General features: G+C 43.1%; 27 protein-coding genes. 14 read left to right on the top strand and 13 right to left on the bottom strand.

Annotated features, from left to right (window positions below; translation table 11 throughout):
* The first annotated feature begins 315 nt into the window (after window positions 1-315).
* Together E2R66_RS16730 and E2R66_RS16725 are read left to right on the top strand one after the other, a co-directional pair.
* The gene (locus E2R66_RS16730) at window positions 316-1,185 is read left to right on the top strand and encodes a HamA C-terminal domain-containing protein (protein ID WP_158288428.1); all 870 of its coding nucleotides are present in this window, start codon (window positions 316-318) and stop codon (window positions 1,183-1,185) included.
* Window positions 1,134-3,695 (top strand): DEAD/DEAH box helicase, encoded by a 2,562-nt coding sequence (locus E2R66_RS16725; RefSeq protein WP_133232580.1) that lies wholly within the window; start codon window positions 1,134-1,136, stop codon window positions 3,693-3,695. Before E2R66_RS16730 ends, E2R66_RS16725 begins: the two co-directional genes overlap by 52 nt.
* A 161-nt stretch (window positions 3,696-3,856) precedes the next feature.
* On the opposite strand, the gene E2R66_RS16720 is transcribed toward E2R66_RS16725, so the two are convergent.
* The 3 genes from E2R66_RS16720 to E2R66_RS16710 all read right to left on the bottom strand — a co-directional run bounded on the left by E2R66_RS16720 (window position 3,857) and on the right by E2R66_RS16710 (window position 5,327).
* A complete protein-coding gene (locus tag E2R66_RS16720) occupies window positions 3,857-4,099 on the bottom strand; it encodes a hypothetical protein (protein WP_133232578.1) in 243 nt (80 codons plus the stop codon).
* A 182-nt stretch (window positions 4,100-4,281) separates the two neighbouring features.
* A complete protein-coding gene (locus E2R66_RS16715) occupies window positions 4,282-4,473 on the bottom strand; it encodes a hypothetical protein (RefSeq protein ID WP_134737939.1) in 192 nt (63 codons plus the stop codon).
* 548 nt (window positions 4,474-5,021) lie between these two features.
* On the bottom strand, window positions 5,022-5,327 hold the full coding sequence (locus tag E2R66_RS16710) for a hypothetical protein (protein WP_133232576.1): 306 nt from the start codon (window positions 5,325-5,327) through the stop codon (window positions 5,022-5,024).
* A 141-nt stretch (window positions 5,328-5,468) separates the two neighbouring features.
* Here E2R66_RS16710 and E2R66_RS29135 point away from each other — a divergent pair, with 141 nt between their 5' ends.
* The 8 genes from E2R66_RS29135 (at window position 5,469) to E2R66_RS16675 (ending at window position 10,585) form a co-directional block, all read left to right on the top strand.
* Window positions 5,469-5,666, top strand: coding sequence for a helix-turn-helix transcriptional regulator (locus tag E2R66_RS29135; protein WP_133232574.1), 198 nt, complete (start codon window positions 5,469-5,471; stop codon window positions 5,664-5,666).
* Window positions 5,667-5,711: 45 nt separating this feature from the next.
* A complete protein-coding gene (locus tag E2R66_RS16700) occupies window positions 5,712-6,611 on the top strand; it encodes a toprim domain-containing protein (RefSeq protein WP_133232572.1) in 900 nt (299 codons plus the stop codon).
* A gap of 9 nt (window positions 6,612-6,620) precedes the next feature.
* Entirely contained in the window at window positions 6,621-7,106 is a 486-nt protein-coding gene (locus E2R66_RS16695) for a JAB domain-containing protein (protein ID WP_133232570.1), read from the top strand.
* 183 nt (window positions 7,107-7,289) lie between these two features.
* Window positions 7,290-7,661, top strand: a complete 372-nt coding sequence (locus tag E2R66_RS16690; RefSeq protein ID WP_133232568.1) for a DUF2958 domain-containing protein — start codon at window positions 7,290-7,292, stop codon at window positions 7,659-7,661.
* Between the two features lie 125 nt (window positions 7,662-7,786).
* Window positions 7,787-8,212, top strand: coding sequence for a DNA cytosine methyltransferase (locus E2R66_RS29130; RefSeq protein ID WP_204985943.1), 426 nt, complete (start codon window positions 7,787-7,789; stop codon window positions 8,210-8,212).
* Window positions 8,125-9,117, top strand: coding sequence for a DNA (cytosine-5-)-methyltransferase (dcm, locus tag E2R66_RS16685; RefSeq protein WP_204985942.1), 993 nt, complete (start codon window positions 8,125-8,127; stop codon window positions 9,115-9,117). The genes E2R66_RS29130 and dcm overlap by 88 nt, the downstream gene beginning before the upstream one ends.
* A gap of 235 nt (window positions 9,118-9,352) precedes the next feature.
* Entirely contained in the window at window positions 9,353-9,595 is a 243-nt protein-coding gene (locus E2R66_RS16680; RefSeq protein WP_133232566.1) for a hypothetical protein, read from the top strand.
* Between the two features lie 63 nt (window positions 9,596-9,658).
* Window positions 9,659-10,585, top strand: coding sequence for an ArdC family protein (locus E2R66_RS16675; RefSeq protein WP_133232564.1), 927 nt, complete (start codon window positions 9,659-9,661; stop codon window positions 10,583-10,585).
* Window positions 10,586-10,761: 176 nt separating this feature from the next.
* Here the strand turns inward: E2R66_RS16675 and E2R66_RS16670 are convergent, their stop codons facing one another.
* Window positions 10,762-12,012, bottom strand: coding sequence for a DUF4407 domain-containing protein (locus tag E2R66_RS16670; protein WP_133232562.1), 1,251 nt, complete (start codon window positions 12,010-12,012; stop codon window positions 10,762-10,764).
* A 139-nt stretch (window positions 12,013-12,151) separates the two neighbouring features.
* Here E2R66_RS16670 and E2R66_RS16665 point away from each other — a divergent pair, with 139 nt between their 5' ends.
* On the top strand, window positions 12,152-13,447 hold the full coding sequence (locus E2R66_RS16665; protein WP_133232560.1) for a hypothetical protein: 1,296 nt from the start codon (window positions 12,152-12,154) through the stop codon (window positions 13,445-13,447).
* Between the two features lie 197 nt (window positions 13,448-13,644).
* Here the strand turns inward: E2R66_RS16665 and E2R66_RS16660 are convergent, their stop codons facing one another.
* The 5 genes from E2R66_RS16660 to E2R66_RS16640 all read right to left on the bottom strand — a co-directional run bounded on the left by E2R66_RS16660 (window position 13,645) and on the right by E2R66_RS16640 (window position 20,008).
* Window positions 13,645-14,031: a hypothetical protein gene (locus E2R66_RS16660; RefSeq protein WP_133232558.1), complete on the bottom strand. Its 387-nt coding sequence runs from the start codon at window positions 14,029-14,031 to the stop codon at window positions 13,645-13,647.
* Window positions 14,015-16,762: a MobF family relaxase gene (gene mobF, locus E2R66_RS16655; protein WP_204985941.1), complete on the bottom strand. Its 2,748-nt coding sequence runs from the start codon at window positions 16,760-16,762 to the stop codon at window positions 14,015-14,017. The genes E2R66_RS16660 and mobF overlap by 17 nt, the downstream gene beginning before the upstream one ends.
* Before the next feature lie 184 nt (window positions 16,763-16,946).
* Entirely contained in the window at window positions 16,947-17,720 is a 774-nt protein-coding gene (locus tag E2R66_RS16650; protein ID WP_133232556.1) for a hypothetical protein, read from the bottom strand.
* A 24-nt stretch (window positions 17,721-17,744) separates the two neighbouring features.
* Entirely contained in the window at window positions 17,745-19,247 is a 1,503-nt protein-coding gene (locus E2R66_RS16645; protein WP_133232554.1) for a type IV secretory system conjugative DNA transfer family protein, read from the bottom strand.
* Window positions 19,248-19,321: 74 nt separating this feature from the next.
* On the bottom strand, window positions 19,322-20,008 hold the full coding sequence (locus tag E2R66_RS16640; RefSeq protein WP_133232552.1) for a hypothetical protein: 687 nt from the start codon (window positions 20,006-20,008) through the stop codon (window positions 19,322-19,324).
* Between the two features lie 86 nt (window positions 20,009-20,094).
* On the opposite strand from E2R66_RS16640, the gene E2R66_RS16635 reads away from it, so the two are divergent.
* A complete protein-coding gene (locus E2R66_RS16635; protein ID WP_133232550.1) occupies window positions 20,095-20,742 on the top strand; it encodes a hypothetical protein in 648 nt (215 codons plus the stop codon).
* Window positions 20,743-20,759: 17 nt separating this feature from the next.
* Here E2R66_RS16635 and E2R66_RS16630 read toward each other — a convergent pair whose 3' ends face one another.
* From E2R66_RS16630 to E2R66_RS16615, 4 genes are all read right to left on the bottom strand, one after another.
* Window positions 20,760-21,608, bottom strand: coding sequence for a hypothetical protein (locus tag E2R66_RS16630; RefSeq protein ID WP_133232548.1), 849 nt, complete (start codon window positions 21,606-21,608; stop codon window positions 20,760-20,762).
* A 3-nt stretch (window positions 21,609-21,611) separates the two neighbouring features.
* Window positions 21,612-21,881, bottom strand: a complete 270-nt coding sequence (locus E2R66_RS16625; RefSeq protein ID WP_133232546.1) for a helix-turn-helix domain-containing protein — start codon at window positions 21,879-21,881, stop codon at window positions 21,612-21,614.
* 670 nt (window positions 21,882-22,551) lie between these two features.
* Entirely contained in the window at window positions 22,552-23,034 is a 483-nt protein-coding gene (locus tag E2R66_RS16620; protein WP_133232544.1) for a DUF2000 domain-containing protein, read from the bottom strand.
* A 63-nt stretch (window positions 23,035-23,097) separates the two neighbouring features.
* The gene (locus E2R66_RS16615) at window positions 23,098-24,330 is read right to left on the bottom strand and encodes a fatty acid desaturase (protein WP_133232542.1); all 1,233 of its coding nucleotides are present in this window, start codon (window positions 24,328-24,330) and stop codon (window positions 23,098-23,100) included.
* A 253-nt stretch (window positions 24,331-24,583) separates the two neighbouring features.
* Here E2R66_RS16615 and E2R66_RS16610 point away from each other — a divergent pair, with 253 nt between their 5' ends.
* Together E2R66_RS16610 and E2R66_RS16605 are read left to right on the top strand one after the other, a co-directional pair.
* The gene (locus tag E2R66_RS16610; protein ID WP_133232540.1) at window positions 24,584-24,922 is read left to right on the top strand and encodes a hypothetical protein; all 339 of its coding nucleotides are present in this window, start codon (window positions 24,584-24,586) and stop codon (window positions 24,920-24,922) included.
* Between the two features lie 109 nt (window positions 24,923-25,031).
* A complete protein-coding gene (locus E2R66_RS16605; protein WP_133232538.1) occupies window positions 25,032-26,129 on the top strand; it encodes a hypothetical protein in 1,098 nt (365 codons plus the stop codon).
* Window positions 26,130-26,240: the final 111 nt, after the last annotated feature.

Below are 26,240 nucleotides of genomic sequence, written 5' to 3'. Positions count from 1 at the left end.
GTATTCTAATTTAAAAGGTAGGTGTTAGTTTTAAGGCAAATGTTATGATGGATAACGATTGCTACGTATGAGCACATGAAAATTTTGTCCGACTACCTAAGTTCATGATTTAAAAATTCAGCTCATTGGCATAGCAAAAACATAAATTCTCTGCGCAAAATATTATAATCGGAGCAACACCCCTTTTTGTCTGACCCTGGGGTTTATTTGATGTATTGGATCTCTTTTGTACATTCGTTCATAAACTTAACCTTATTATCATTGGAACTTTCCGCTGAAAAACTAAAATCGCTCAGGTCCTATACCAATTCACTAATGGACCATGTTTATTGGGTGCGCCAGAAATTTAACGTGGTACCTGAAAAAGAGCATGTGACTTCGTGCATAAATTATGTGGATTTACAGGAATATCGAGATGAATTTTGCGAGGAATTGGTTAATACGATTCCAGAGTGGGTCTACAGCAATAAGAAAGCAGCGGACATTGTGGATAAGATGGTTGCGGAGGAAGGGCGTAGCGACAGGAACGCGCAATCTGCGCTACGGACGGTAACTTTCCAAAAGTTTAAAAATTCGGCTACGGAAGAGGTCTTTATTCAAGGTCAATTCGGGGAACTCGTGTTATTCAATTTACTGCAGGTGTTCTTTGACGCTGTGCCCCTTCTGCGAAAAATGCCAATTACCAGTTCAGCTAAGATGGAGAGGTTCGGCGCGGACGCGATCCATTATAATTTTGAGAATGGAACGCACTTGATTTATATCGGGGAAGCGAAAGCTTATTCGAGTTCCTATCAATTCAATAAGGCATTTGAGGAAGCATTGAAAAGTGTCCAGGATAATTATAAAAATCATCGGACGGAACTGAAATTATATATCTATGATGATTTCCTTAACGAGGATTTGGTACCAATTGCGAAGGCCTATAAGACTGGAAGACTGAATCCGGTGGAGATACACCTAGTTTCAATCATCCTTTATAATGAAACGGATAAAATCATTGGCAGCAACGAAAGGGAGAAAAAGGACGCAATCCTAAAAATCGTGGAAAACCGCGCCGGGAAAATAGATAAGTCTCTGTTCGATGGCATCGGCCCTGAACTGTTGCCGAGGTTCAATTATATCTTTTTCCCTTTATGGGAAATGGCGGAATTGCTCAAAACGTTTCAACGCTTAATTGGGAAATAATGGAGATGAATGAAGCCAAAGAGGTATTAAATGAATTGCTGAAAATCGACCTGCGCTCGAATGCATTGAAATTTAAGTTTATTCCCTCATATAAATTTGAATTAAACAGAGACTTTGTGAGTGATGCTATCGGGGTGCTCGATAAGCTTTCGCAAACCCAGACGGAAGAGGCGGACCGCTATTTAGTGGTGATATCAGCGTTATTCTGGACCTATGCAAAGCCACAATGGGCTGGTTTGCAGCATTATCTAATTTTGTTCCTGACCCGTCGGGGCTTCGCGCCGACAGCGACGATGCTGGATGATGGCTATGGTGAGCGCAAATCATTCGCTGGCGGTGGTAGTCTAATGAACCAGTTTGCGATTTCGCTCGGGCAAATCAGTTTCGAAATCTGGGTTGCGGGACGTTCATTTTTGATCACAAGTTTTCAAAAAGAAGTGTGGGATGCTATTACGGCACAGCAAATGGTGGGTATTTCAGCACCTACTTCGGCAGGAAAGTCTTATATCATCTTAATTAAGATGATGGCTTTATTGCTGGAAAAAAAAGGTACGATGTTCTATATCGTACCGACTTTGAGCTTGGTGGCACAGGTAGCGACTGATGTTAAACAGCAAATCAGTTCGTTCCAATTGGAAATGACGGTAGAAACCAACTATAATCCGCAGCGTTATACCGATAATACAATCTACGTCTTGACTCAAGGAAAAGCAATCGCGGCATTCAGCCAAGAGGAAAGGCCATTTCGGCACTTGCGGCTGCTCGTAGTTGATGAAATCCAAAATGTTGAAAGAGTGGCAGACGCAAATGATCAACGGGCAAAAATCCTGTTCGACCTAATGACGGAGATTAAAAACTCGTTGGTAATCGATAAGATTGTTATCTCCGGCCCACGAGTTACTAATATTGACAGGTTGGGAAAAGACATTTTCGGTATTGATGGCTACGGGGCTTCTACCAGGAACTCACCAGTCGTAAATTTGACTTATGCACTGAAAAAAATCAGTAACAAGGAATATCGATTCAAGCTGTACTGTGATTTGAATCCTGAACCGTTGAGCCTGAAAATCGAAAACCAGCGACTTTTGGAAGGCTATGGCCAGACCCGCTATACTAAAAAGTATATGGGCTTTTTCAATGAATTCATGGCTTGTTTCGATGCGGGAGAAAGTAATATTATCTTTTCGCCGACCGCGGGGGCTTCACGCAAAATGGCGGAGGAGCTGCGATTATCAACTGATAGCATAAACAACCCGTATTTGCAGGAATTAGCTGGATATTTAAGTGAAACGGTACATGTAGATTTCGCGCTAAGCAATACCGTCTTAGGCGGTATTGCTTATCACAACGGTAAATTACCACACCATGTCAGGAACGCAATAGAGGACGGAATTCGCAAGCAGCAAATCCGAAACATAGTCTGCACAACAACCCTACTTCAGGGTGTGAATTTGCCAGTAAAAAATATTATCATAAGAAACCCTAATCTCTCTCTGATTGCGCATGGTGGCGAACAACCGAAACTGACCAGTTATGAAACCGCCAACCTCCGCGGCCGGGCTGGGCGCTTATTAAAAGATTTCATAGGCCGTACCTATGTCATGGATGAGGACAGTTTCTCTAAAGTCGATGACCGGCAGACATCCCTGTTTGAGAATACAGAAAAGAACATCACGGTGGGTTACAAAGATGCATTTGAGGGGAATAAGAAAAACATTTTGAACGACCTCGAAACAGGGGCCGGCCAAACAACTGCAAACAGCGATTACAGTTATTTGCTTACTTACGTGCGGCAAACAATTCTTAAATATGGCTCGTACGCTGCCCTCCGGCTTAAGGAAGTTGGTATCCAGTTGGAACCAGAGTTAGTACAAGCCGAATTCGCTATACTGGATAAGCTCGAAGTAGACAGAAAGATTTGTCTCGCGAATCGCTATTGGGATCCGTTGGATTTAAATAGGATGTGGCAGTTGTCGGAAAAATGGGTAATGCCAACCAGTGCAGCCGAGTCATTCATTGCCTCCAAGCTCAAAAATATTCTCCTTGAGTTAAAACAATACTTCCCGGTTTATTATAATCGCTTGTTCGATATCCAAGAAACGGATAATGGCGATCCGCTGCTTAGCGCTTGCTGGCATGCTGAAAATTGGCTTAAAGGGCATTCCTTGAAAAGTATCCTGAGCGGCGAGTATTACGACACAAACGATAAGATTGAGCGGGCGATTATTATGCTGCAGAATAAAATTGCATTCGGCCTACCGATGCTATTAAAGCCCCTTTATGATATGCGGGCACCTGGGCAGATGTTCCTTCGCTTTATTGAATTAGGCGCGTATCAGCCGATGATTCGACGGCTAATCGATTTGAATATCCCACGTGAAACTGCGATTGCTATCGATCAAAAGTATTCTTTAGGTGATGCAGATGACATACCCGCCATCAAACGTGCGTTGGAAGCCATTAAAAGCCAACTTTCTTATTTCGACCAAGTGCAATTGCAATTACTATAAAATATTTGAAGAATTCAAACTGCGTTAAATAGAGCCAGCTTAGGTTTCTCAGGTATTATCAAACATTACAATTGAACGCTAGCTGGTAAAATTGCTTTTTAAACTATTCTGTTGGCTTTTCTGTAGACTGGTGTTTAGGGAGCGTGGCCTATTAACTTAAGTTAGGCGTTTGCTTCAGTTGGAACCGTTGTTAAAACAATAGTCTTGTAAACCTCCAGAAACTCATCGGTTAAATTATCAATTTCAGGTTGAGTGATGCCGTTCAGTTGCTTTTTAAGCTTGTCATATTCACACGCAGAAGCGGGCAATAGAATCGCAAGTGCATCCAACTGCTCAAAGTTTAATTCCAGGATAGCTGTATTTTCATTAGTAGTTATTAGCCTCACAAAATCCTCCGTTAGCATGTCGATGTGTTAAATATTCCAGTTTGGATGTGCTTTGTTATAAATACCAACTTGGTATTTAACTGTCAATATTCCAGAGAGTACAGCACGGGTAACACCAATAATTTAGTCGATGGCACATGAACTACTGAAATCGTCTTCATGCAACCTTTGGTTCCATGACGAACCACTATAAAAAATAATCATTTTCTGATATTGAGCTTCGTCAGGTAGCAGAGAGCGACGATAAACAGTACAAACGCAATAAGCAAAATGTGATAGATGGCGTAATCTGATTTCATGGTTTTAGATTTTAAGAGGGTGAATTTTAGGCCAACACCTATCAAAGCAGTGGCAAGGCAAATAATTGCCGTTATAAATTTTAAAGTCTCCATAGTGTATTATTATGTTTTGAAAAGATTCAGCGTAAGCGTGGCCTAGCGAACCCGAGGCCCGTTCGTAATCAATGACACCGAAGATTTAGCCTGGCTTAAATGAGGGTTTTGTTATTCCGGTGGTTGAAATTGCCCGCGCATTTGAAAGTTCTTTAAACTTCTAGAGTTTTAGCGCCTTTAATATCGTAGTATGAAGCCCCTTTTACTAAAGATAAAAAATTCCATTTTCGTCTTTAAAATCAGCAACAGCTTTGGTTTGATCTGGCTTGATTTTTAAACAAGTTGATTTGTTTTTAAAAAGCGCCCAGCCAGCGACGTAGAGTTACAGGAGTTGAATAATGGATGGACTGGTTACAGAAGTTCTACAACGCTAATTGTAGTTCTTGCATTCTTTGTTTTAGATACATGAGGGTGGAAAATGTTACACGGCGGCCCAATGCAAGCAAATGATTGATATTTTTAACAACGATGATTTTGTAGTAACATTTGGCAAAACAGGCTCTTATTTAAGGGTAATTGCGACTTGAATCCATGCCAAAAGCTTACCGTTATTCTTTTAACGCTGCCAGGATTGCCTGTGCCTTCAAATCCAAATTAGACTCGACGGCCTGAATTTCTTTTTGCAACCTTTCGAATATCGGCAGGTAAACATCCCCGAATTCGACCACGATCCTCGCAGCAATTTTATGCGCGCGTTTCAACGTTGCCAAATCAACCATATACACCTCTAGTAAAAACTTTGTTGGGCGGCAGATAATGCCTGTGAGTTTTTTCCAGCGCGCATTTTTCGCGACAGGATAATCAGCAATAAACTTCATTAGGAAATTGCGCCCCAAATGGCAGGAGTTCTCCATACCATCGTATCTAAGAAACCGCCTCTAGTTTAATTGGTATTAACGGGCCAATTATTTTTCCCGTTTGGTAACAGAATCGTTTTATTAAGCTTCCGTCTTTGACAAACAACTCATCACATTTGCAATTCGGAAGGAAAAAAAGTGCATAACAAAAAACATAACGACGAATACATCGACCGCAAAACGGCGGCGAAATATACAGGGTTTTCGCCCGGCACATTGGCTGTGTGGGATTGTACCAAGCGATATAACTTAAAGCCGATTAAAATCGGCAGGTCAGTACGTTATCGCAAAAAGTATTTAGACGAGTTCCTGGAATCCCGCCTGATTAAATACTAACCGCCAAAACCACTCCATCACATATCAAAATATAAAGAACGCCCGATGAACATCGAACAGGCGAAAGCCATTCCCATGACTGCAATCTTGGATGCACTGCGTATCGAACCTGCATCTGAAAACAAAAAAGAGGCAAATTACCTCTCCCCTTTCCGCAACGAGAAGACTGCCAGCTTCCACGTCAATAAGCAGATGAATAAATGGTACGATTTCGGGGAAGGCAAAGGCGGCGATACGATTGCGTTCGCCTGCCTGTGGCTGAAATGCCAAGGCAAAGACAACAACGTATCGGACGCGCTGCGCTGGCTGTCTAATATGAGCTTCAACCCATCCGATTACGCCGTCAAGCCTGTCGCTTTAGATGAGAAACCGAAATGGGTCATTACAAGGATCGATAAATTAGACGACCTTTTCCTTATCCGTTACCTGGAGCATCGCGGCATCCCGCTTTCTGTCGCGGAGAAATATTTGGTGGAAGTCTATGTGAAGCACTCGGTGAAAAACACCCGCATCTATGCGCTCGGGATGAAGAACGAAGACGGCGGTTACGAGTTGCGCAATTCATTCTTTAAAAGCTGCACCGCGCCGAAAACGATTACCTTCATCCGCGGCACCGTGCCGAAGCCCGAGCGCGTCCATCTGTTCGAAGGGTTCATGGATTACCTTTCGGCCATCATCCGCAAGGAAGACGTGTTGCAGGACGATGCCATCATCCTGAACTCCATCAGCATGATCCTGCATGCCACAGGATATATCCGCAATTACGGCTATAAAACCGCGATGACGTGGATGGATAACGACAACATGGGCAGGGAAGCGACAAGGGTGCTGGCGGAATTTTTCCAGACGGAAGCCGATTTGCAGCATGTGCCGATGAACGACTTGTATATGCCGCATAAAGATGTGAACGCATGGCATATGCATCAACTCAACCTTTCTTTGTAGGAGGCAGCGATGATGAGCCAATCGCTGTTCCAGGTCACCGAAATCGAAATCACCTACCGAAACCCGGTCAGGCCGAAAGACAGGCTGAATGTATCCAGCCCTGCGGAAGCCTATGGCATTTTGTCGTTCTCCTGGGACTATGCCCGCATCGGCCTCGTGGAAGAGTTCAAGATATTGCTGATGAAAGGAAATAGCTGTATCGGCGTTTCCGGTATCGCGAGCGGCGGCGCGGCCCTTTGCCCGGCTGATCCCAAAATCGTTTTCGCGACGGCGCTTAAAGCCAATGCCTCAAGCATCATCCTTGCGCACAACCACCCTTCCGGTAATTCGCGGCCCAGCGATGCGGATAAGGCGATGACGCAAAAGTTCTTTGATGCAGGGAAGCTTTTAGATATCGCCGTGCTGGATCATATCATCCTTGCCACGGATAATTACTTTTCATTCGCGGATGAGGGGCTGATGCCGATTGGTTACCAAAAGTTACACCCTGGATAGCCTTCCTGTCGAATGAGCCGATGGTTTGTTGCATGAGATTAACCGAAGCCGTTCGTTCACCAACTATAATTTTCCTCTGCCTTTCAGGCATTCACCCGCCCATCCAAAATTCCAGCCGGTTCACTCACTAGGCCTCCGGTCGGCCATCTCCTGCAACCATCAACTCAACAGAAAGGCTAAACAATGAAACTTTTTACCCAAGCACAATACGACCAGCTTATCCAGAATGGAAAAGATATGGGCGAATACAAAGATCATCACCCCGTAGTGCGGTTGTTTATCACCGGCACGGCCTGCACCTGGTTGCTGACAGAACTTTGCCCGGACGACCCCGATATCGCTTTTGGCTTATGCGATTTAGGGATGGGTTTCCCTGAAATCGGATATGTCAGCATCCAGGAAATAACAGATGCGCAAGGGCCATTCCAGCGGCTTGAACGTGACATGTATTTCGAAGGGCAATACCCGATAAGTGTTTACGCAGAAGCGGCGCGCGACATTGGGCAAATCACCCTTGATGAAAAATCCCTGAAACAGGCGGCTTACAAACCTTGAGCCCAAAACGCTTAGCCCGGCATCCGGGCTAAGCATCATCCATCCCAAACAGAAACCGCCGACGCCGTAACGATGATGTTATCGGCGCTGGTTTTCTACACCCCAAATTTTGCAAAGAGGTATGCATGCAAAAACACGTCGACGCCACGAATAACGATACAGATAAAACACCAAGCATCAATTTACCGCCAATCACCGTAGCCGAATTATTCGCAGGTGTAGGTGGCTTTCGCCTCGGCCTTGAGGGTTATGATGGCAAATCCGCCACAAGCGGTTACAAAAATAAACTGGATAGCCCGTACAAAACGATTTTCAGCAATCAATGGGAGCCGAGCAAGAACAAACAAATCGCCTCGGCCATATACCAAAAACGTTTCGGTAACGAGGGGCATTTGTGCAAGGATATTGCGACGCTGCGCATCGATGATATCCCCGACCATGATATGCTGGTCGGCGGGTTCCCTTGCCAGGACTTTTCCATCGCCAACCGCGTCAACGCCGGAGGGCTCAAAGGAAAAAAGGCGCACTCTGGTGGGAGATTCACCGGATAATCGCCGGTAAGAACCGAAGCGGCAAGCCCATCAAATACCTGTGCTTCGAAAACGTCGATCGGCTGCTGATTTTCCCGAGCCACGAAAAGGGCCGTGATTTCGCAAGCATATTGGCTTCGTTATCCGATTTGGGATATGCGGTTGAGTGGCGCATCATTAATGCCGCCGAATACGGTTTCCCGCAGAAAAGGAAGCGCGTGTTTATCCTCGCCTATCATAAATCGACGGAGATGTACCGGTCGTTGAAACGATGCCCTGACATGACGGATTGGATTGCCCGCGACGGTGTTCTAGCAAAAGCGTTCCCCGTTATCCCGAACGGCGCTGCAAATAATTTCTCCATTGATGGAAGCGCCAAAAATATCCGTTGGGATAAGCGCTACAAATTCGGCCATGCGAGGATGTTCGAAAAAATCGGCGTGATGATCGATCGGCAGGTGACGACGTTGAAAGTAGCCGTCGATTATAACGGGCCGTACACCTTATTGCACGACATCATGCTTGATGGGGCATTGGTGGATGAAAGCTTTTATATCGATGAAGCCGCCATCCCGAAATGGCAGCAGCTCAAAGGCGCGAGGCGTATCGAACGCAAACGGGGCGATGGCGGCAAAGGATATATGTACTGCATGGGTGCCGTGCCGTTCCCCGACCCGGCGGATAGGCCTGCACGGACAATTATCACGCATGAGGGCGGCACGTTCGCCTGCCGCATCAAGCATGCCATCGCCTGTAGTGGCCGTTTGCGCCGCTTGCATCCAATAGAACTCGAACGCCTCAACATGTTCCCCGACGGGCACACGGAGGGCGTGACAGACCCGCAGCGGGCATTTCTGATGGGCAATGCCTTGGTCGTCGGCGTCGTCGAACGCATAGGGCGATGTTTGGCTGCAGTAATCCGGTAACGTTTGGAGATAGCCTTAATCTTCGATTGTTCCGTTGTTGCCATTTCGCCTTTCCTGATGGATGAGCCAATGGTTGTGCATGAGATTACCGGAGCCGTTCGTTCCACCAACTATAATTTTCCTCTGCCCTGAAGGAGGGCATTCACTCGCCCATCCAAAATTCCAGCCGGTTCACTCACTTACCCTCCGGTCGGGCATCTCCTGCAACCATCAACTCAACAGGAAAGGCAAACAAATGGCACACATCAACGCAACGCAAATCAGGAACTTCAAAGGCTATCACCAGCACCGGGAATGCACCGAAATCGGTGACAAACTAACCTGCCGCTGGGTTTTCTATATCTGCGGGTTCAGCTTTTGCGACAACTACGCCTTCGTCTTGAAATTTGACGGCTCGGAGGAACTTGTCTCCATCGATGCGGAAGACCGCATCCTTATCAACGGCAGACGCTATGGCCGCAAGCATTGGAACCATTAGCAGGTTGCCCCCATCCATAACCAATCGACCATCAATCTATTACTTCCATAGAAAGGAATACAAATGCCTGAAGCAATCGAAACCCAACCAGCCGCCGAAGCCCCAAAGCTGAATGTCTATCAGATGGTAACGAATACCATTATCGAACAATTGGAGCAAGGCGTAATACCCTGGGAGAAATCCTGGGCCTCCACTGCATTAAACTATGCGATGGATTTGCCCTTGAACGGCACCACCGAGAAATACTATCGCGGCATCAACATCATCCTGCTTTGGTGTTCATCAATCAAGAACAAATTCCCGATCCAGGAATGGGCCGGTTTACGGCAATGGAACAAGGACGACGAACAGGTCCGCGCCGGTGAAAAAGGCACGATGATCGTTTATTACGATACCTTCCAAAAGGAAGAAGACGGGGAAGTGAAGAAAATCCCTTTCCTCAAATACTCCTATGTGTTCAACCGCTCCCAGCTGGAAAGCTTCGAACCTGCGGAGCAAGAAGCAAAGCCGCTAAAGAAAAAAACAAAGGGTACGAAGTTCGAACCAATCGCTGAAATCGATACGTTCCTGGAAAACACCAAAGCCGTCATTGAAAAATACGACGGCACTCCGTGCTACAATCCTGTATCCGATAAAATCCTGATGCCGTTCCCTGAAAACTTCCACGGCACGAAAACAGCAACAGCGACAGAAAACTATTATTCAACGCACCTACATGAACTTATCCACTGGTCCGGCAAGGAAGGCCGCTGCGACCGGAAATTCGGCAAGAAATTCGGCGATGAAAAATATGCAACCGAGGAGCTAGTCGCCGAGTTCGGCGCGGCGTTTCTTTGTACAGGGTTTGGCCTGCCAACCGTCGAGAAAGGCGACCATAGCGGCTACATCTCGCATTGGCTAAAGGTGCTTAAGGAAGATAGCCGGATTGTCGCGACGGCTGCTAATGAGGCATCGAAAGCGGTGGATTATTTAAATAATCTGATGCCTTAAATTAACAGATACCCTAAATAGCGTCTAAGTGGTGATTACAACTCCTTCGACATTTTAACTTTAGAATCCTGTTTCTCGAAATAGCCTAAAAGTTCAATTCGAATTATTCAAAAACTATCGTTACTTGTCACACTGAGAGAGCTGGCAATTGCTTAAGATATTGAATAAATCATCATTCAGGGATTTTGTTTATTGTCGCTTGTTGTTGTTTTTCCCTGCTGCTTACCATTATTGGCATAAAACGTAGCCATTTCCTCGATAAGAGAATCCATTGCATTGGCATATTGATTGTACGCCTTTTGCAATCTGGCTAGGAGTTGTTCACGAAACACTTCGTTTTTAATTGTTCTAATAATTCTGTTTTCAATTTTAGTTTTTTTATTGCCAGCCTCTGTCACCTTAAACATGATAAAGTCTTGGTCGCGATGCGCATCAATTGCTGTCCCTTTTTTAAGTTTAATTTCCAGTTTGTCTTTGCGTTCTTGAAGTACCAATAATTGCTCTAATTCAAATATTTCATCTTTCCTTTTTTTCAAATTGGCATGTACATCTTTACTGCCCTGGCTATTCAGGGTCTTTATTTCATGATAAAGGTCCTCATCTGCTGGAGAGCCTACTTTTATAAGAATCGGAATGATTTCGATACTTAGGAAAAACGCGCGTACGAGCCACACAGCCCACCAGACGTGTTTATCTTTATCCATTAAAATACCAAGTACCGTTAATCGCCCCAATAACCCATCCGCATCCATTTTTATCAACGATACACGTGCCCTTTCGGCTCTATGCTTTAATGTGTCCCGATTTATTTCACGCTTATGTTCATCTGAAATAAATTGCAAAGAATCTTGTTGGAACTTCTGATATTTGGTTATAGCAGCGGTTCCGCGTCCTCGTCTCCCAGTTCCGCCATCAACCTCATTTTCATATTTTGCATACTGGCTATCGATCTTAGCTTTTTGTTTGTCCCTAATTTCGTCAACCGATTTAATATCTGAAACCAGCACCCTGTCGAGGCTGTCTGTCCTTTTTTGTAAGATTTCCGTACGTTTTTGTTCAATTTCATCTTGAAAAAAACGCAATGTCAGTGGTTCAGCAATAGTAAAAGAGATAATTATAGCAAGCGTAATTCGGCCAAATACTCCAAATGTAAACTGGCCAGGTCGCGTGCTTGCAACAACGGCACGATCTATCGTAAAGATTCCCCATGACCATAACAAGGCGACAACAATTGACGCAAAAATATTTGATGTCATTAAAAAGACGCTGTATCCACCAGAAAATATAGCAAAGACCGTAGGGATTAAAACGCAAGTTCCATAAAGAACATATTTGGTGATTTCAGCTGTGGTGCATTGTTTTAGCGTTTCTATGTCTGCACCGGATGATTTTAACAGCATAAGCCGAATAAAGCTTATTTTTTTCATTATGATAAGTTAAGGTCATGTTTACTACTAAATTAGCTGTTAAATATGATATAACTATACTTTTTCGCATTATTATTAAAATAAATGTTATTTTCATGCGGTGAAAAGAATCACTGTAATCACCTAATCCTTAATTGCTTTGAAAAAACCATTAGACTGGATCGCGCTATCAGGCTTAATTTTATCAATTGGCGCCTTTGTCCAGGGATGGTTTTCTTATTTGATGCCAAGAGAGCAATTTCTCTTACTTATTAATGGTCATTACCTTTTTAGCATATCATTTTTTGTAATACTGTTATTGCTTGCGGTTTGGTTTATCGCCAGCGTAATTTTCAAGGTTGATCGACCAAAAAACAAACAAGAAGCTGCAGAAATATTAGAGATTTCGACAAAAACGGCGAGTTTATGTGTAATAGGTATAGACCAATGTATGAAATTACTCAATTCAGGCGACCTGGAAACGATCATTAAAAAATACCAGGAGAATATTAGGGCATATTTTGAAGACCTAAATTACTCGGTCCGAAATCGAATTGATTTAGTCGTAAATGAGAATGTTTTAATTGAAGTCCAGAACGCGATGCAATCACAGCAAGGTTACAGTGCCGTTATTCGCCGGATTTACAATCAACTCGCGGACCTTGGGAAGGTCGAGGAATTCGTCAAACGGCAGAGCATGGATGCTAATGATGAGATTAAGAAATACCTGTTAGAAGAGCTCAAGCAGCATGACATGGTTACCTATACCCAAAAATTGGCAAGGGATATCAATGAAAAAATCCAATCCTTTAAGCATAGGCGTAGAGGGAAATTATTTTTCTGGTTTAATCCTGAACTCAAACATTTGAAAGATGCTAATTATGAGAAACAGATTGCTATGGTAGCCGCATTACTTATTCCCGTATTCTTATTTGCCGCCAAAGCACATGCGAAGACTGCCGGTGGGCACACTGCGATGTCTTTGGCATCAATTATTGGGTTTTTCGATCACTCGGACTGGTCTGATTATCTCGACCACGGAAGTCAAATTCACGATCATGCTGACAACTTGCATACAGCAGCTTCAGGTGCGCACGATATGTTTCAAGATCATCTGCATGATACGATGCTTTCTGAAATAGGTGAAAATATAGTTTACGAATTAGGTGAAAATGTGTTGCTTATGATTCCCTATATTGGTGGGGTTTTTCTTGTTTTAAAAATTTTCCGTTACGCTCGTTTATTTGCCAAATGGGCAAATAGAGGCGAGGAACTTAGAAAAATGCGCGAGGAGATTGCTCGTGAACTCACTAGCTTTCTTGATAGTTGTCGAGATAAGGGTGTCGATGAGATTGAACTTTATTGTTACGATATGGTTAATGCTATCTTGAGTCACTTTCAAGAACTTCAAAAACTATCAAAACAACGGATGGAGTGGGCCGAAAGATATGTTTAAAACACCTAAAGGCATACTCGTAGAGCTATAATGCCATTCAAACCGATGGCTTAAACTATTTGTTTATCGGGTTCTCACGACGACGGCGAGGCGGCGAAGGCAGTAGACTTTAAAATAACATTAAAAGCTAAAAAATGAGGGGTCCCAATTGATTTTGGCACCCCTTTTTTCCAACAAACACGCGGCGAAATTTATCGTTACGATGTTTTGAAAACCTCAATATAATTTACGAGGGAATCGCTATCATCAAATATTTCATTGTATCGACCATCTACACAAGCGATAACCTTGATCGAATGTTCGCGAATCAGCGAATACAGCTTTAACAGGCGCAGGCCTTTAAGCGACACGGTATCCGTCGTGAAAATCAATCTAATCGTTTCTTCAGGTTCACAGGCATATCTGCATGAAACGAGATACGCGTAATTGAAAAACTGCCTTTCCCCGGATGGCCAGACAAAATCAAGATTACGCGCATGCCCCGCCGTGTCATAAAAGTCGTGTTGTTTGGTATCTGTTGCGGATGTATCAGTAGGATTTCCTTCCTTCATTTCATCGAATTTCAATTTAAAGTTCTGGTTCATAACCCTTGTCTGTTAAATTATCGTTCCTGGAATACTCTTTTGATATATTGTTCGATTTGTGATTAGTGTAACTATCCCGTTCCATTTGCTGCACCATATCCAGGTGCAGGTTGCGGCTACCTACCAGTTCCAAAGCCGATTGCCTGTCACCGATGCGTTCAGCGTATTCGAGCAAGGCTTCTTTGTCGTCCGTGTAAATCGTCGCTTTGTCGCGGCCACGGGATACCGAAACATAAAATTGTTTGGCATCGGTAGCTGGAAACGTTGCTGCCGGTTGCGAAATAAATACTTCGTCAACTGTTTTACCTTGCGAGGAATGCGAGGTCGTACAGTAATTATGGGCGATGTGCCCGAAATCTTTACCGAGCGTGTAGGTGGATTTACTGGCTTTGTTGATTAGGTTTATTTTACCGGATTTATCGACGCGAACAACTTCAAATGCGTCGCCGTTATTCAATCGCCTATCGTTTTCATCAAAGCCATTTTTAGTAATCCTGATTTTATCACCCTTGGATAAACCAATCTCTGAAGGTTTGTAAAGTTCAAAGGCATTCGCCTTTTCAAGCGGCAATGAAGTTGCCTTACCATCGGCGTTTACCAAACTAATACCTTTCTCCGAGCTTTCCTCAATTTCCCAGACGCTGCCGCGCTTGATGCCGGGAACATTTTGGCTGAATTGCACTACCATATTCTTCTCCAGGTTGCGCCAATCCGATTTCTGCGCTTCCGTCAGATTAAGGGGGCTAAGCCTTTTTGCCGTCAGTTCCCTTTTGCCGATCAGCCCGGTAGAGCGCAGTTTAACGCGGACTTTATCAGTAACATTTTCACCCTGTTGATTGGTTGGGGAGACAATCAATGCAGATTTCTTATTTTTAACTGCTTTGATGTAATCGCTCACCAATTCGTCATTCGGTTTTAAAGGGTCTATTGATTTGATGGAACCCATATCATCCAGCTTTACAAAAGCTGACTTGACTTGCCCGTTGGAAAGGTCTTTCACCGCATCGCGGTACTGAAAGTTTTTCTGGCGATGGATTTTGCTTATTTCGGCGGTTTTGATACCTGCAACAGTATTTAAAATACGTAGGGCATCGCCGCGCGATACGCTGCTATGCTGCCTGGTATCGCCGCCGAGGATAATACGGGCATTCTGCTGTTTGCCGAGCTCGAGTATGGCGACCATATCTTTGGTGCCAAGCAATCCGGCTTCATCTACCCAAAGGATTTGATTTTTTAAATCGGCCTGCATGTCTTTGTCGACGAGCAATTGGGCGACCGTCGTTGCCTCTTTAAAGCCTTCTGCGGCCAAGACGACCCGCGACGCACCGGAACTTGGTGCAACTACTGTAATGCGCTTACCGGCTTTCTCCATGAGTTTGGTAGCGAATGGCATCATGGTGGTTTTACCTGCGCCTGCAGCCCCACGAATGATGGACACCTGATGGCTGGTGGTCAGCACATGCGAAATTGCCGCATTCTGCTGGTCGTTCAATTTATGGAAGTGGGGAACATCCTGATACAGGGGCCTGAATTTCCCCTGGCCCTGACGGGCCAGTTGCACCATGTGTTTTTCTTCTGTCAATACCACATGAGTAGTACAAAAGGCGCGGCCTTTTTCCTCAACATGGATGATATTTTTATCGTTTTTAAATTTATCGGTGATGCTGTCGAGAGAGACGGTGCGCTCTCCGATACTATGGCGATAGGCGTTTTCCAGGAAACGCCTGTCGGGCATTACCGAGGCGCGTTCAAAGCAATGCTGCTTCGCATAACCGATACAATCATCCGCTTTGATTTTCGGTGGTGCCAAATCTTTTTTTGCATGTCGTACGGATTGCTCTTGTTCGCCCGGTCCGTAGCCGGTGAATTCCCTGATCTGTTTGCGCCAGCCTTGTTTGAGTTCATCCATGCCCATGCCTTTTTGTTTTTTGGATCGGGTGCGTGCGCCGAGTTCGCTTAAAGCCTTTGCGCCTGTAATGCCTTTTTCTTTCGCGAATTCGCCAATCTCGTTCGTTCGCTTGCTGAACAAGTCGATTACACCGCGCGGCACGCCTTCGATTTCAAAAGACTTTTTCGTGAGCCGGATTTGATAACCCAAATCAATTAGCTTATCCGAAAGCGTTTTGTGAAACCGCGCCTGGTAATACGGCATATCCCGATTAATATCGCGGAACTGCCCGGCCTTGATAACTTGTTCGTGTTCGTCCCATGTCGCATTAAAAACGAAGCAATGGCTGTGCAGGTGAGGGTCGGGGGCGGAGCCGTCTACCGGACGTGCAGTCTGATGGATGAATTCTGCCCACAGCAGTTCGCCGGTTTTCCTGTCTTCGAAAGTATTATTTTTTCTAACCCGGGTCATTGCATCAGCTTCGATGTCTTTCATCGTTTCTGCAACGCTTGCCTGGAATGCATCCATGATATGGCTGTCTTTGGAAAGTACATGGACAAGGCTGACGGATTTCGGGCAATGGAAATTAATATCATAGCCGACCGTCCGCTCTTCTTTTGTACGGGGTGTGAGCGGGCGAAGCGTTACCGGGTCGATGTTTTCGCAAAGCGCAAAAAAAGCATCTTTGCTTGCGGACCCGTCTACTCCGATACGCGCACCCAGCCGCCCCAGGAACCGGCCCTGCAGTTCCTGGTCGTTGAGATAGTAATCGGACTGTTGCAGCGCATCGACGAAATAAGATTTTGCGTGACCTGCTGACTTGCTTTGTATCATTCTTATCATGCGAATGATATTGGTATAGTTTAGGACCTGGACATGAATATTTCCCCAGCGGTTAATAACAATTAAATTAGTTAGTTTTATCGGGCTGTGCTACAAAATCCATCAAAGCAATGCCAGGAAAGCCGTTAACGCCGGTTAAATAAAAAGCATCAGACATCTTCCCTAAGCACAGCTTAGGCAGGTTTTAACGGGCCTCAGAAGTCGGTTCTTCATCAGTGAGATTATCGATGATTTGCTTTCGGAATTCCTCACTGGAAGGCCCGGCGTTGCCACGCATTTCGAAGCCGCGTGTTTCCTCCGGCCCGCGGCCATGGACAAATGATTCTACCATTTCCTCGTTGCATATCATTTCATCGATGGTGTCTAAAATGAAATGGTCGCCCCGGATGTAATCCGCTTTATACCCCAAAGCATAACAGAGGCTGCAAAAAATAATGAGTATGCCCAATTTCTGGACGCACAATGCCAGGATGATACCGATGGCTAAAAAGAAAGCCGGTTCAACTAGGATACAAATCTGCCGCCTGGTAACTTTCTTTCCTTTGATCTCGATATTGTTGAACATCGGATGTATGTCGCCGTCATAGGCACTGAATTTCGCAAAATCAAATGTGCCGGTTTCGCGTGCTATTTCTTTCTGGCGTTTAAAGCTCACATACAGCAGCCCAGCTAGAAAAAGATACCAGGTAATGTTTTTGAATATGATACTTATAGTGCTGCTATCGCCTGAATAAAAATGTGACGCTTTGTCGATGCCTATCGGTATAAAAAACAGGACGATGCTTAGGAAAATAACGGTTGTGAGTGAAAAATATCTTTCACCGAAGTTTTTCCTGACAAATACTTCCAATAACAGGCGTGGCCACGAGACGATAAACAGGAAGGCGATTAGGGATACATCTTTAGCAACTTCTTTTCTTTTGAATACGGTTTTGTAATACAGGTTTGTTTTTATCATGACTATTTTGGTTAAGGTTTCAAGTTATATGCGGTGCTGATTAAAAGTAGTTTTCTTATAATTCTTGCCGTCGAAAAGAGGATCGCCCTGCCGATGGATATAGCCTTCGACGGCATAATTATTTTTGGGGCCGCCGGTTTTCATACCGGCGAATTTTTCAGGTTTTACCAGTCGTTCATTAACGAGGCCGATTGTCTTGGACTGGGAAAAGGAATCGTTACCCATGGTTACCTGAAAAGATGGGTTAGTCTTGTCACTGTTGCCGATCAATTCAGATGCGTAATTATTGGTTTCGATATCAGCATTGGAATGAAAGATTTTCGTGGCCAAAGTCCCCAAAAAGCTTTTCACGCGGTAATCCGCTTTTTGCCCGCCCATTGCCGCATAATAATTGGGCAGGTTCTGGGTAATATAAACCGTTGAGATTTTGCTGCTCCGTGCAGTCGCCTGGAAATCGGCATCATGTTCATGCAAAAAATGCTGCGCCTCATCCGCCCATAAAAATACCGCCCGGGAGGATGATTTAACTTGCCGTTTTTCCATGGCTCGTTGCCAGATATATTTAAACAGGATTTGGCAATCACGGCCAACTTTGTGATATAGTTTCACAGGCAGGTTAATAAGGATGATCTTGCCCTTAAGGCAATCCTCCGGCACTACCGTTGAATCCCCCTTGCAAAAAAGCGAATAAACAGGATCGCGTAATAACCGGAACAGGAAACCCGCAAACGTAAAATCTATAATCGACCGGGTTTTCTCGCTTAGGTTTTTGAAGCCGTCGAAAAAGAATTGATCCAAAAAGCTCAATAGCCTTGCTTCGGGGACGGCTTCTAAAACCGTATTGTTTGGCGCTGGCTCATTGTCGACGGCTCGTTGTTTTGCAATGGGAAGGGAATCGTACCATTGGTCTATTTTTGATTTTATGTTGTCCCTTGCTTTGGTAAACGCCCTTTGAAATTCCTTGATCTCTGTTTGGTTGGATTGCAGCCCCTGACCTTTTTGAGGGATAGACTGCACGATATCATACATCTTTTGCACGGATAGGGTGCCATAGGCAATCCGGCAAAGGTCGATCACATTGAAGATCAGCATATCCAATGCGGTTTCCCAAAATGCATCGTCGCTTTTGCCAGTATCTTTTTCTTCGCTGGCACGGATAACTGTTTTTAAGACCTCAACAATGTTTTCGGTTATTGCTTCCTTACCGAATGCCTGGGATGATTCATATTGCAGGAAATTAAAACAGGCTGTGCCGCCAGGCTCGATGATGATCAAATCATTGCTCCTGCCTGCCAGTTTACAATACTCCTGCCAGGCTGATTTTTCATCAGGTTTAACAGTGAGGATAAGCCCGCCGAAATCATGGCGTAAATATTTTAATGCGATCATCCTGCCAGAACCGGATGTTTTGCCGGAACCTATCCCGCCAAAAATCTGCACTCCTTCAACGGCATGGCGTATCGTCCATGTTTGTTCGTTGTTATCGTCAAATTGGATAAGCGGATTATCTAAGTCGAATGCGTCCATGAATAAGGTTTAGGAGTCCTGATTTACAACAGGATAACCAAATCTAAATAACGCAACTGTTAAATGCAAGTAAATCAGATTTTAATTTCAAAGAGTTTTTGGAATGCCGGGGAATGTTCTGCTAGTATCTCAAAGGATACGATGGGAGACATGTCGGCGGCTATTTTGCCTTTTTCAAGTAATACTTCGCGGTATTTGATCAGTGCGATGGCCTGCAGGTCGATACCCGTGGGATGTTCAGGGATATAGATATGATCGCCTGCCATAACCTCCCTCAGCAATATCTCCGCGTAAACGGAATGTTCCAGTTTGGGTTCATACCCTAAAAATTTAGTAAGCCGTGCTTTGGCAGCCTCGCTTTGCTGGGGCAAGTATTCAAAATAGGTTTTGTATAATTCCCTGTCGTTGGTAATCCCGGTATGGTGCTTGATTACTTCATTGCGGATAGGCTTAAGGGCTATATCGGCTTGTTGCAGCAATTCTATTGCCGATATCTGATCGCTGCGGAAGCTTTGTAACAAGGCCCTTAAAAAAGGCTCATGGGGCAGGATAATCGAGTCAGCAGGAAGGAAGCCCAATATATCTTTGATCAATTCCTGTGCTGAGAATTTCAGCTCGGGAAATGTTTTAGCAGATAGTGCAATATCCGACCAGCTGATCGCTTCTCTGTGCGCCTCTTCTAACGCTTCTTTATACTTTTTGGCATTGCCATCGAAACAATTATCGATCAGGTTTTTATCGGTGTGGTCAAGTTCTTGCATAATTTTTCCGCCTCCCTTTCGGAATATAAATCCTGAGTACTATCTTAGAATAATAAACCTAAGAAATCAACCAAAACCTTATTAACATGGATAACAAAAATGATCATGAACCATTATTGCCACCGCAATTTTCGCACCTTGAAAATGACCTGCGTGAGGCCCAGGCACAATTAGATGACATCGATGCTTGGATGGAAGGCATCCCGAAAGACAAAGGGCTTAAACCTGATTACAATCTTACCGATTATAATCCACCGGGAACATCAAAACCCACACCTGACAGGGCAGGAATGGTCAAACAATTGGAAGACCGTAAAACGGTAATACGGCAGGGGTTCAATGAAAAGCTGGAGAAAAACCTTGTCAACACCGATCCGAAAACGGCTAAAAACGTCCGTGAAGCAGTTGAAATTAACCTGAGCGACAGCAAATTCAGGAAGATGGATCGGGGGCAAGTCAAAGAGCAACAAACAGGCACGAAAAGCCCGCAGTTGTCCGAAGACTTCATGAACAAAACACTAGCTAATTACCGGGTGGCTAAAGCCAATCCGGCACCTGCACAGGATGCATCAAAAAACGTCGATCCTAAAAACCTGCCTGCGTCTGATAGGTTTATGCAGTCTTTGAATTACACAAAAGAGTTAGATCAAGCGGACGCAAGCCCTGATAAAACACCCGACAAATCAGATGCACCGGTACCTGAAATGGACGACACAGATCTTGATAAGGATTAGGTTGATGAAAGAAAAAACTATTCCCGATCCGGTTCGATGTCTTTGTCGGCTGATTTATCAGGCGTGGCATCATCTTTCGTAAACCTGTCGTTTTTTAACCAGTCCGGGTAACGCGACTCCCTTTTAGTGATGTCAGCATCGCCTTTCTCGCTTTCGCCTTGCAGAAGTGTGGGCGGTTCTGTTTCTGGCGGTTTGTTGCCGTCTTTTTGTTCTTCGATGAAATCAAGCTTTGATTGTGTGTTATCTTTTAAGTCTTCTACTTTATTTCGTCGTTTGTAATATTCTTCATCGGACAGTTCGCGGGAAGGCTTATTGCCTTTTGACAATTCTAAATCCTGTTCCTTTTTGTATTGCTTATGCCCGGCATCAACACCCTGGATAAACGCACCGTATTTCTTTTGCCCATCGATAACAAACTGCAATGTGTCGCCATAATCCTGGCTGAGTTTATGACCGACATTAAAACCCTTTCGAAAATCATCTTTGTATTTTCCTGGTACAGGTTTCGGCTGCTCCCTTACTTTGTTAACGGTCTTTAAGATTTCGTATTCCTTTTTCCCGGCTTCAAGGCCTTTTTTTAAGTCTTTATCGGTGTTTTTTGCGGCAATGAGTTGTTCGAAAAATTGCGGGTTATTTTCAATCAAAGCTTTTGCATTGTGAAAACCATTTTTGAATTGGGGAGTGTAATCTTTTCGTGGGATACCCCTGTCAAATTCGTGGTGGTCACGAGCCATGCTCATGATTTTGACAAAATCATTGTTTTTATTTTGGTTGATGAGTTGATCCAGCAATCGTGGCTCATGGGTGCTTAACGCGTAGCCTATATTATAGGCGCGGGCGATTCTTTTTTCTTCTGTCGTTGCCATGCCTTAGAAGGTTTCGTATGAATTATCTTCCAGGTATTCATTGATGGAATCACTGTCGTACAGAATAAGTTTTTTTGTAGGCTGGGCGAAGCGGATCTTGCCTTCATCGCGCATTTTTTGCAGAGTAGTTTTACTGGTGATGCGCAACTTCGCCATTGCCTCTTCACCGGAGATCCATTTTTCTTGTTTGGGCTTATCCCGGGCTTTTAAACGCTCATATACTTTTTCAAGCAGTTCATAAAAAGCTTCTTCTTGCAGGCAGATTACTTCCATTGTGATATTGGTTGTAGGTAGACCAAATATATAAAATGGGAATGTTGGAAGCAATTCAATTAAAAATTATTTGTGCATTTGACGGAATAATTCTTAAGTGTTATTATTCGGTCAACTCATGAATTCGCTTAGATACTATTGGACTGGCTAACCTCTATTTGAAAAAGGCACAGATTTTAAGTTCCGTCAGCAAGGCTTATTTCGGGGCTTTATTCTAGAACAGCAAAGGCGGCTGTTAATTAAGTATTCCGAGCCTGGGGCTTAAAACCTTCATCGGCGCGAAAGCCATCACCTATTTTGGGCCATAAAAGAAAAACACAGCAATGATGTATTTGAAGGCTTTTTTGATTTTTTTTTAGTGACTGGTAATAAAAAAACTCAAGCAGCAAACACATCACAGCTTTATTATTAACTCAACCTCACTTGCCGTGGAAGCACGCGAGCAGATGCTCGCAAGGAGCAATAGACTTATTTTTCTTTTTTTGGACAACGATACGAGCCGATAGGAACTACGTATACAATAGCGTTGGCGTAAAGCCTCATGACTGTCAAACGGCAAGCATTGAGGAGTTTTTATAAAAGCTTTAAGGATTGAGTGTATACAGATTGCAATTCAGTTAAAAAGGGAAAGATTAATGAAAACCTTTCCCTAACATCACTTTGCTCCGGGCTAATGGAACATCAATTTGCCTGTAGTGTTAACACCGTTTGGGTTAGACGGTACATTAAAGAGCGAGAACTTCTTTGTTATTGCATTTAGTTTATCGGCATGCCCAAAAAATACTATAGCGTAGTACTCTAATTCGTTTTCTTGCTTATTAATAGTTTGTGATAACTGATTTTCCGCGGATGTGCCTATCATAGTATCAACGAAGTCATTATAAACTATACCTTCGGCAATTGCTGCATTTCTTGCAGTTCTGATTTGGTTACCATTATCCGCTTTTAAAACGATAAACGGAAATTTTGAAATTGCTGGATGTTCAGTGCCGGTACCATCTTTGTATACCAAAAACTGTACATCGCTAACATCTTTAACCAGCGATATTAAACCCGCTGATATATGCCCTAAAGCATTCAGTAATTTAGGTAGCTCGATTTTTTTATTTAATACCGCTACAAATTTGCAATCATTATCCGTATAGTTATTCATGCTGTTGCCTTTTTAAAAGTGATTAAATAATGGCAGGCATATAACTACCTGCCATCTGAAAAATTACATGCCCAACGCCATCTCTGATTCATTAATTTCTACTACAGGTTGTATAGCCGGCAATTTACTTAAATGATCAAATACAGCGCTAATAGCATTGTGCAAGCCCCAAATTTCTATTAAAGGAGTTTCGCCGGGTTTTAAGTTATCCTTAAAAGCAAGCCTTGCATAAGGCGCGTTAGCCCAATTATCACCTCTTTGCCCACGGTGATGCCAATCGTGGCAAACCAAATCGCCGGGCAAGACGAACAGACGAATTGGTAGGTGTATTACAAGCATTATCAGCCACCATTTAATCCATAATATCAATTTGTAAACAAAAGGCTTATTGTGAGTTTGAGGTGCGCGGGTCCCGCAGGCTCTTCCAACAGTAATTTTAAGCGACCTATTATATAAATCTTTAACACTACGGTTGAGGTCTAATTTGCCATCGCTTTCAACTTCGGTTAACCAAAAATGTTCGCTTAGAAACTGTGCTATGGCGGCTATGTGGTAAAGATAGAAAAGCGGGAACACCCAAACCCAAAACACCGTCCAGAATGAGGTGTAGTGTGCTAAAACCAGCAATAGCGATATAACAATAGATTGAACCAATACTCTTAACGGCGTTGCATCTGTAATAGTTGCTTTAATACGCGCCCAAAGAAACAAGAGGTGCAAAGGAGAAATGGGAACTATAATATTAAAGAAAAAAATAGCCCACAAAACTCTTTTACGCATGCCAGCCTTAAAACCTAACATCCATAAAAACGCCATGTCAGGGTCAAGAATTGATGCCATAATTTTCACCGTGTGGTGAGCGATGTGGTCGTCAATGTATTGTTTAAAACCCTGTAGAAATAACATGCTTGAATTTATTTCGCCGAGCATGTTATTTCTACGAGGGTACTTTTTCATTATACGACCTGTGAAGAAATCTTTGTGAACCAAAAAATGATTGATAACCGTGCTTAACTTTCGTGTGCCACTTACGGTTAACAAAAAACCTATGGGCATGAAGCCATACAAGCTATTTGTTTGAGTCAGGCAAGTTACAACCATGCCAACAATGATGCAGGCATAAGCTGTAAAAAGGTGAGACAGGTTTGTACGTACGATCAACGGTTTTTGACCCGGCAGCGCAATGCCCGTTAACCATGTTAAAAGAAATTGTATGCATGCTGGGAGAATAGCCATTTCTCCTCTTATATCACTGACGACCGCCGGCACGCCGAAGCCTAAAAATGTAGTTTTCATTGTAATTATTTAAGTGCGTTAAACATTTAGTACACTAATTCAATTACCTAACTACCAGTAAAATCAATACTTTTGCGATACGACCCGCCAAGTAATTAATTTTACTGGTATTAGGCTATCCATACCGTTAAGGCGGTCTATTTGGGTAGCCTTTTTTGTTTTCAAATGGAAATATAAATTGACCGCAGGGATTTACTGAGGTAATCTGTAAAGTCGTATAGAGCTTAACAATTACTCGCTGGAGATTGCCCCCATGGACCAAGACGATAATGGTACTTCGTACCAACATATTATTACAAGAACAAATAATCCTTTTAATGACCATACCGTAAGAGAATATCTCGCAGTGGCAAGCCAAGAAAAAGCAGAGGGGTACAAGGATGCAATTAGAGAGATGGTTCGTAAAATTGAGAATACTATGTTTGAATTTGACCATGAACGCTTCTGTTACAACGGTCACTCTACACATATTACTTATAGAAAACTTACAGAGCTTCATGATAATTCAATTAAAATTTTAGCTATACTTGCTGATTTAGAAATTGTTGAAAGTAAGACCTTAAACAATTTGATACCTCTACAACAAAAATAACTCTCAACTTTTTTTTATCACTCTGTTTGTTTGAACTGTTCAAACATCTAATTACATTTCATATCTTATAGCAATTTTTTAAAACCACCTAAAACTGTTCACAATGCAAATGAAGACCGCTTCGTACATCGTTTTCTACGAAACATTGTATGATTATTGTATTAAAAAATATTTCAAAGTAAATTCTTTTAAGACTGCCAAAAAGCACTACTCTGAAAAATTGTGGTCGGATAAAACACCTGAAGGGAAATATCTATTCACTTATCTATTTGAGGGAGATAACAATGGTAAGCAGAGAACGTATTTTCACAGGATCTATACTTCTGCGAAAAACATCGTCGGAGACATCACCGTTGATGATAAATCCCTTTATAAAGCTTATAAAGAATTAGGGTTAATATCGCCGGAAGAAAAGCCAGGTAAAACGCTTGAGTTTAGTTTTAAGGTTACGAAGTCTTTGAATGAAGTATTTCACAAACTTAATGCAGCTAAAATTGAAAGCACGTTGCAAGAACTTCAATTTAAAGTCCTTCAAATTCCCAAGCCTAAACCAGGCTCTGCCCAATCGGTAGTTAGCGTAGAAAATAAAGATGAAGTATACAATGAAAACGTAAATAATACGGCATCTACTGATAGTGAAAAGCAAGTAGAGCAAACGATAAAAAGCTTTTTATCAGGAATATCTGTTAAACAATTTAAGGCTGCTTGGAATCTTTTAACGCCAACATTTCAAAAAAGAGTTTGGCAAAATGATTATAATAAATTTGAAACGGGTTATATAAATAACAATGGTATAAGAAAAGTTCATGTCTTTCATATTAATCCGGATTCTGATGTGTCGATTGACTGTCACGTCCATTATGAAGACGAAGTTGTTGTCTATACTTCAAATGAGTTAAATGCCATTGCATTAAGCACAGTTACTGATCTCGAAGATTTATCAAAACAGGTTACCAAGCTAAATGATAGGATAACTAAATATGGTGGAAAAAACTTTGAAAATTTAGAGATTTACAAATTATTTGAACCAACAGCCGCAGAGTATATTTGGTACAAATGTTCTTTGGATATAGGTAATATTGGGGATGTTTTTCATGTAGATAGAGTAAAAGTTGTAAAGCGTTTGATGTTTTTTACCGTCCATAAACACGAAGATAAATGGTTAATAGATAGTATCAGAGAAATGAAAACCTATTCACTACGATAAAAGAGATTGCAAAGCTGTAATTTTAGATCATTACAACCCAAAGTATTATTACCACATAACACCAGATTGCCAATCTTGCAAAAAGCAATGGAAAACGCTTTCGCTAATGGT

Origin of the sequence: Mucilaginibacter psychrotolerans (assembly GCF_004519315.1) — a bacterium.
Lineage (GTDB): Bacteria > Bacteroidota > Bacteroidia > Sphingobacteriales > Sphingobacteriaceae > Mucilaginibacter > Mucilaginibacter psychrotolerans.
Note: the sequence above shows the minus strand (reverse complement) of the source record. Positions and strands in the feature narration are given on the sequence as shown.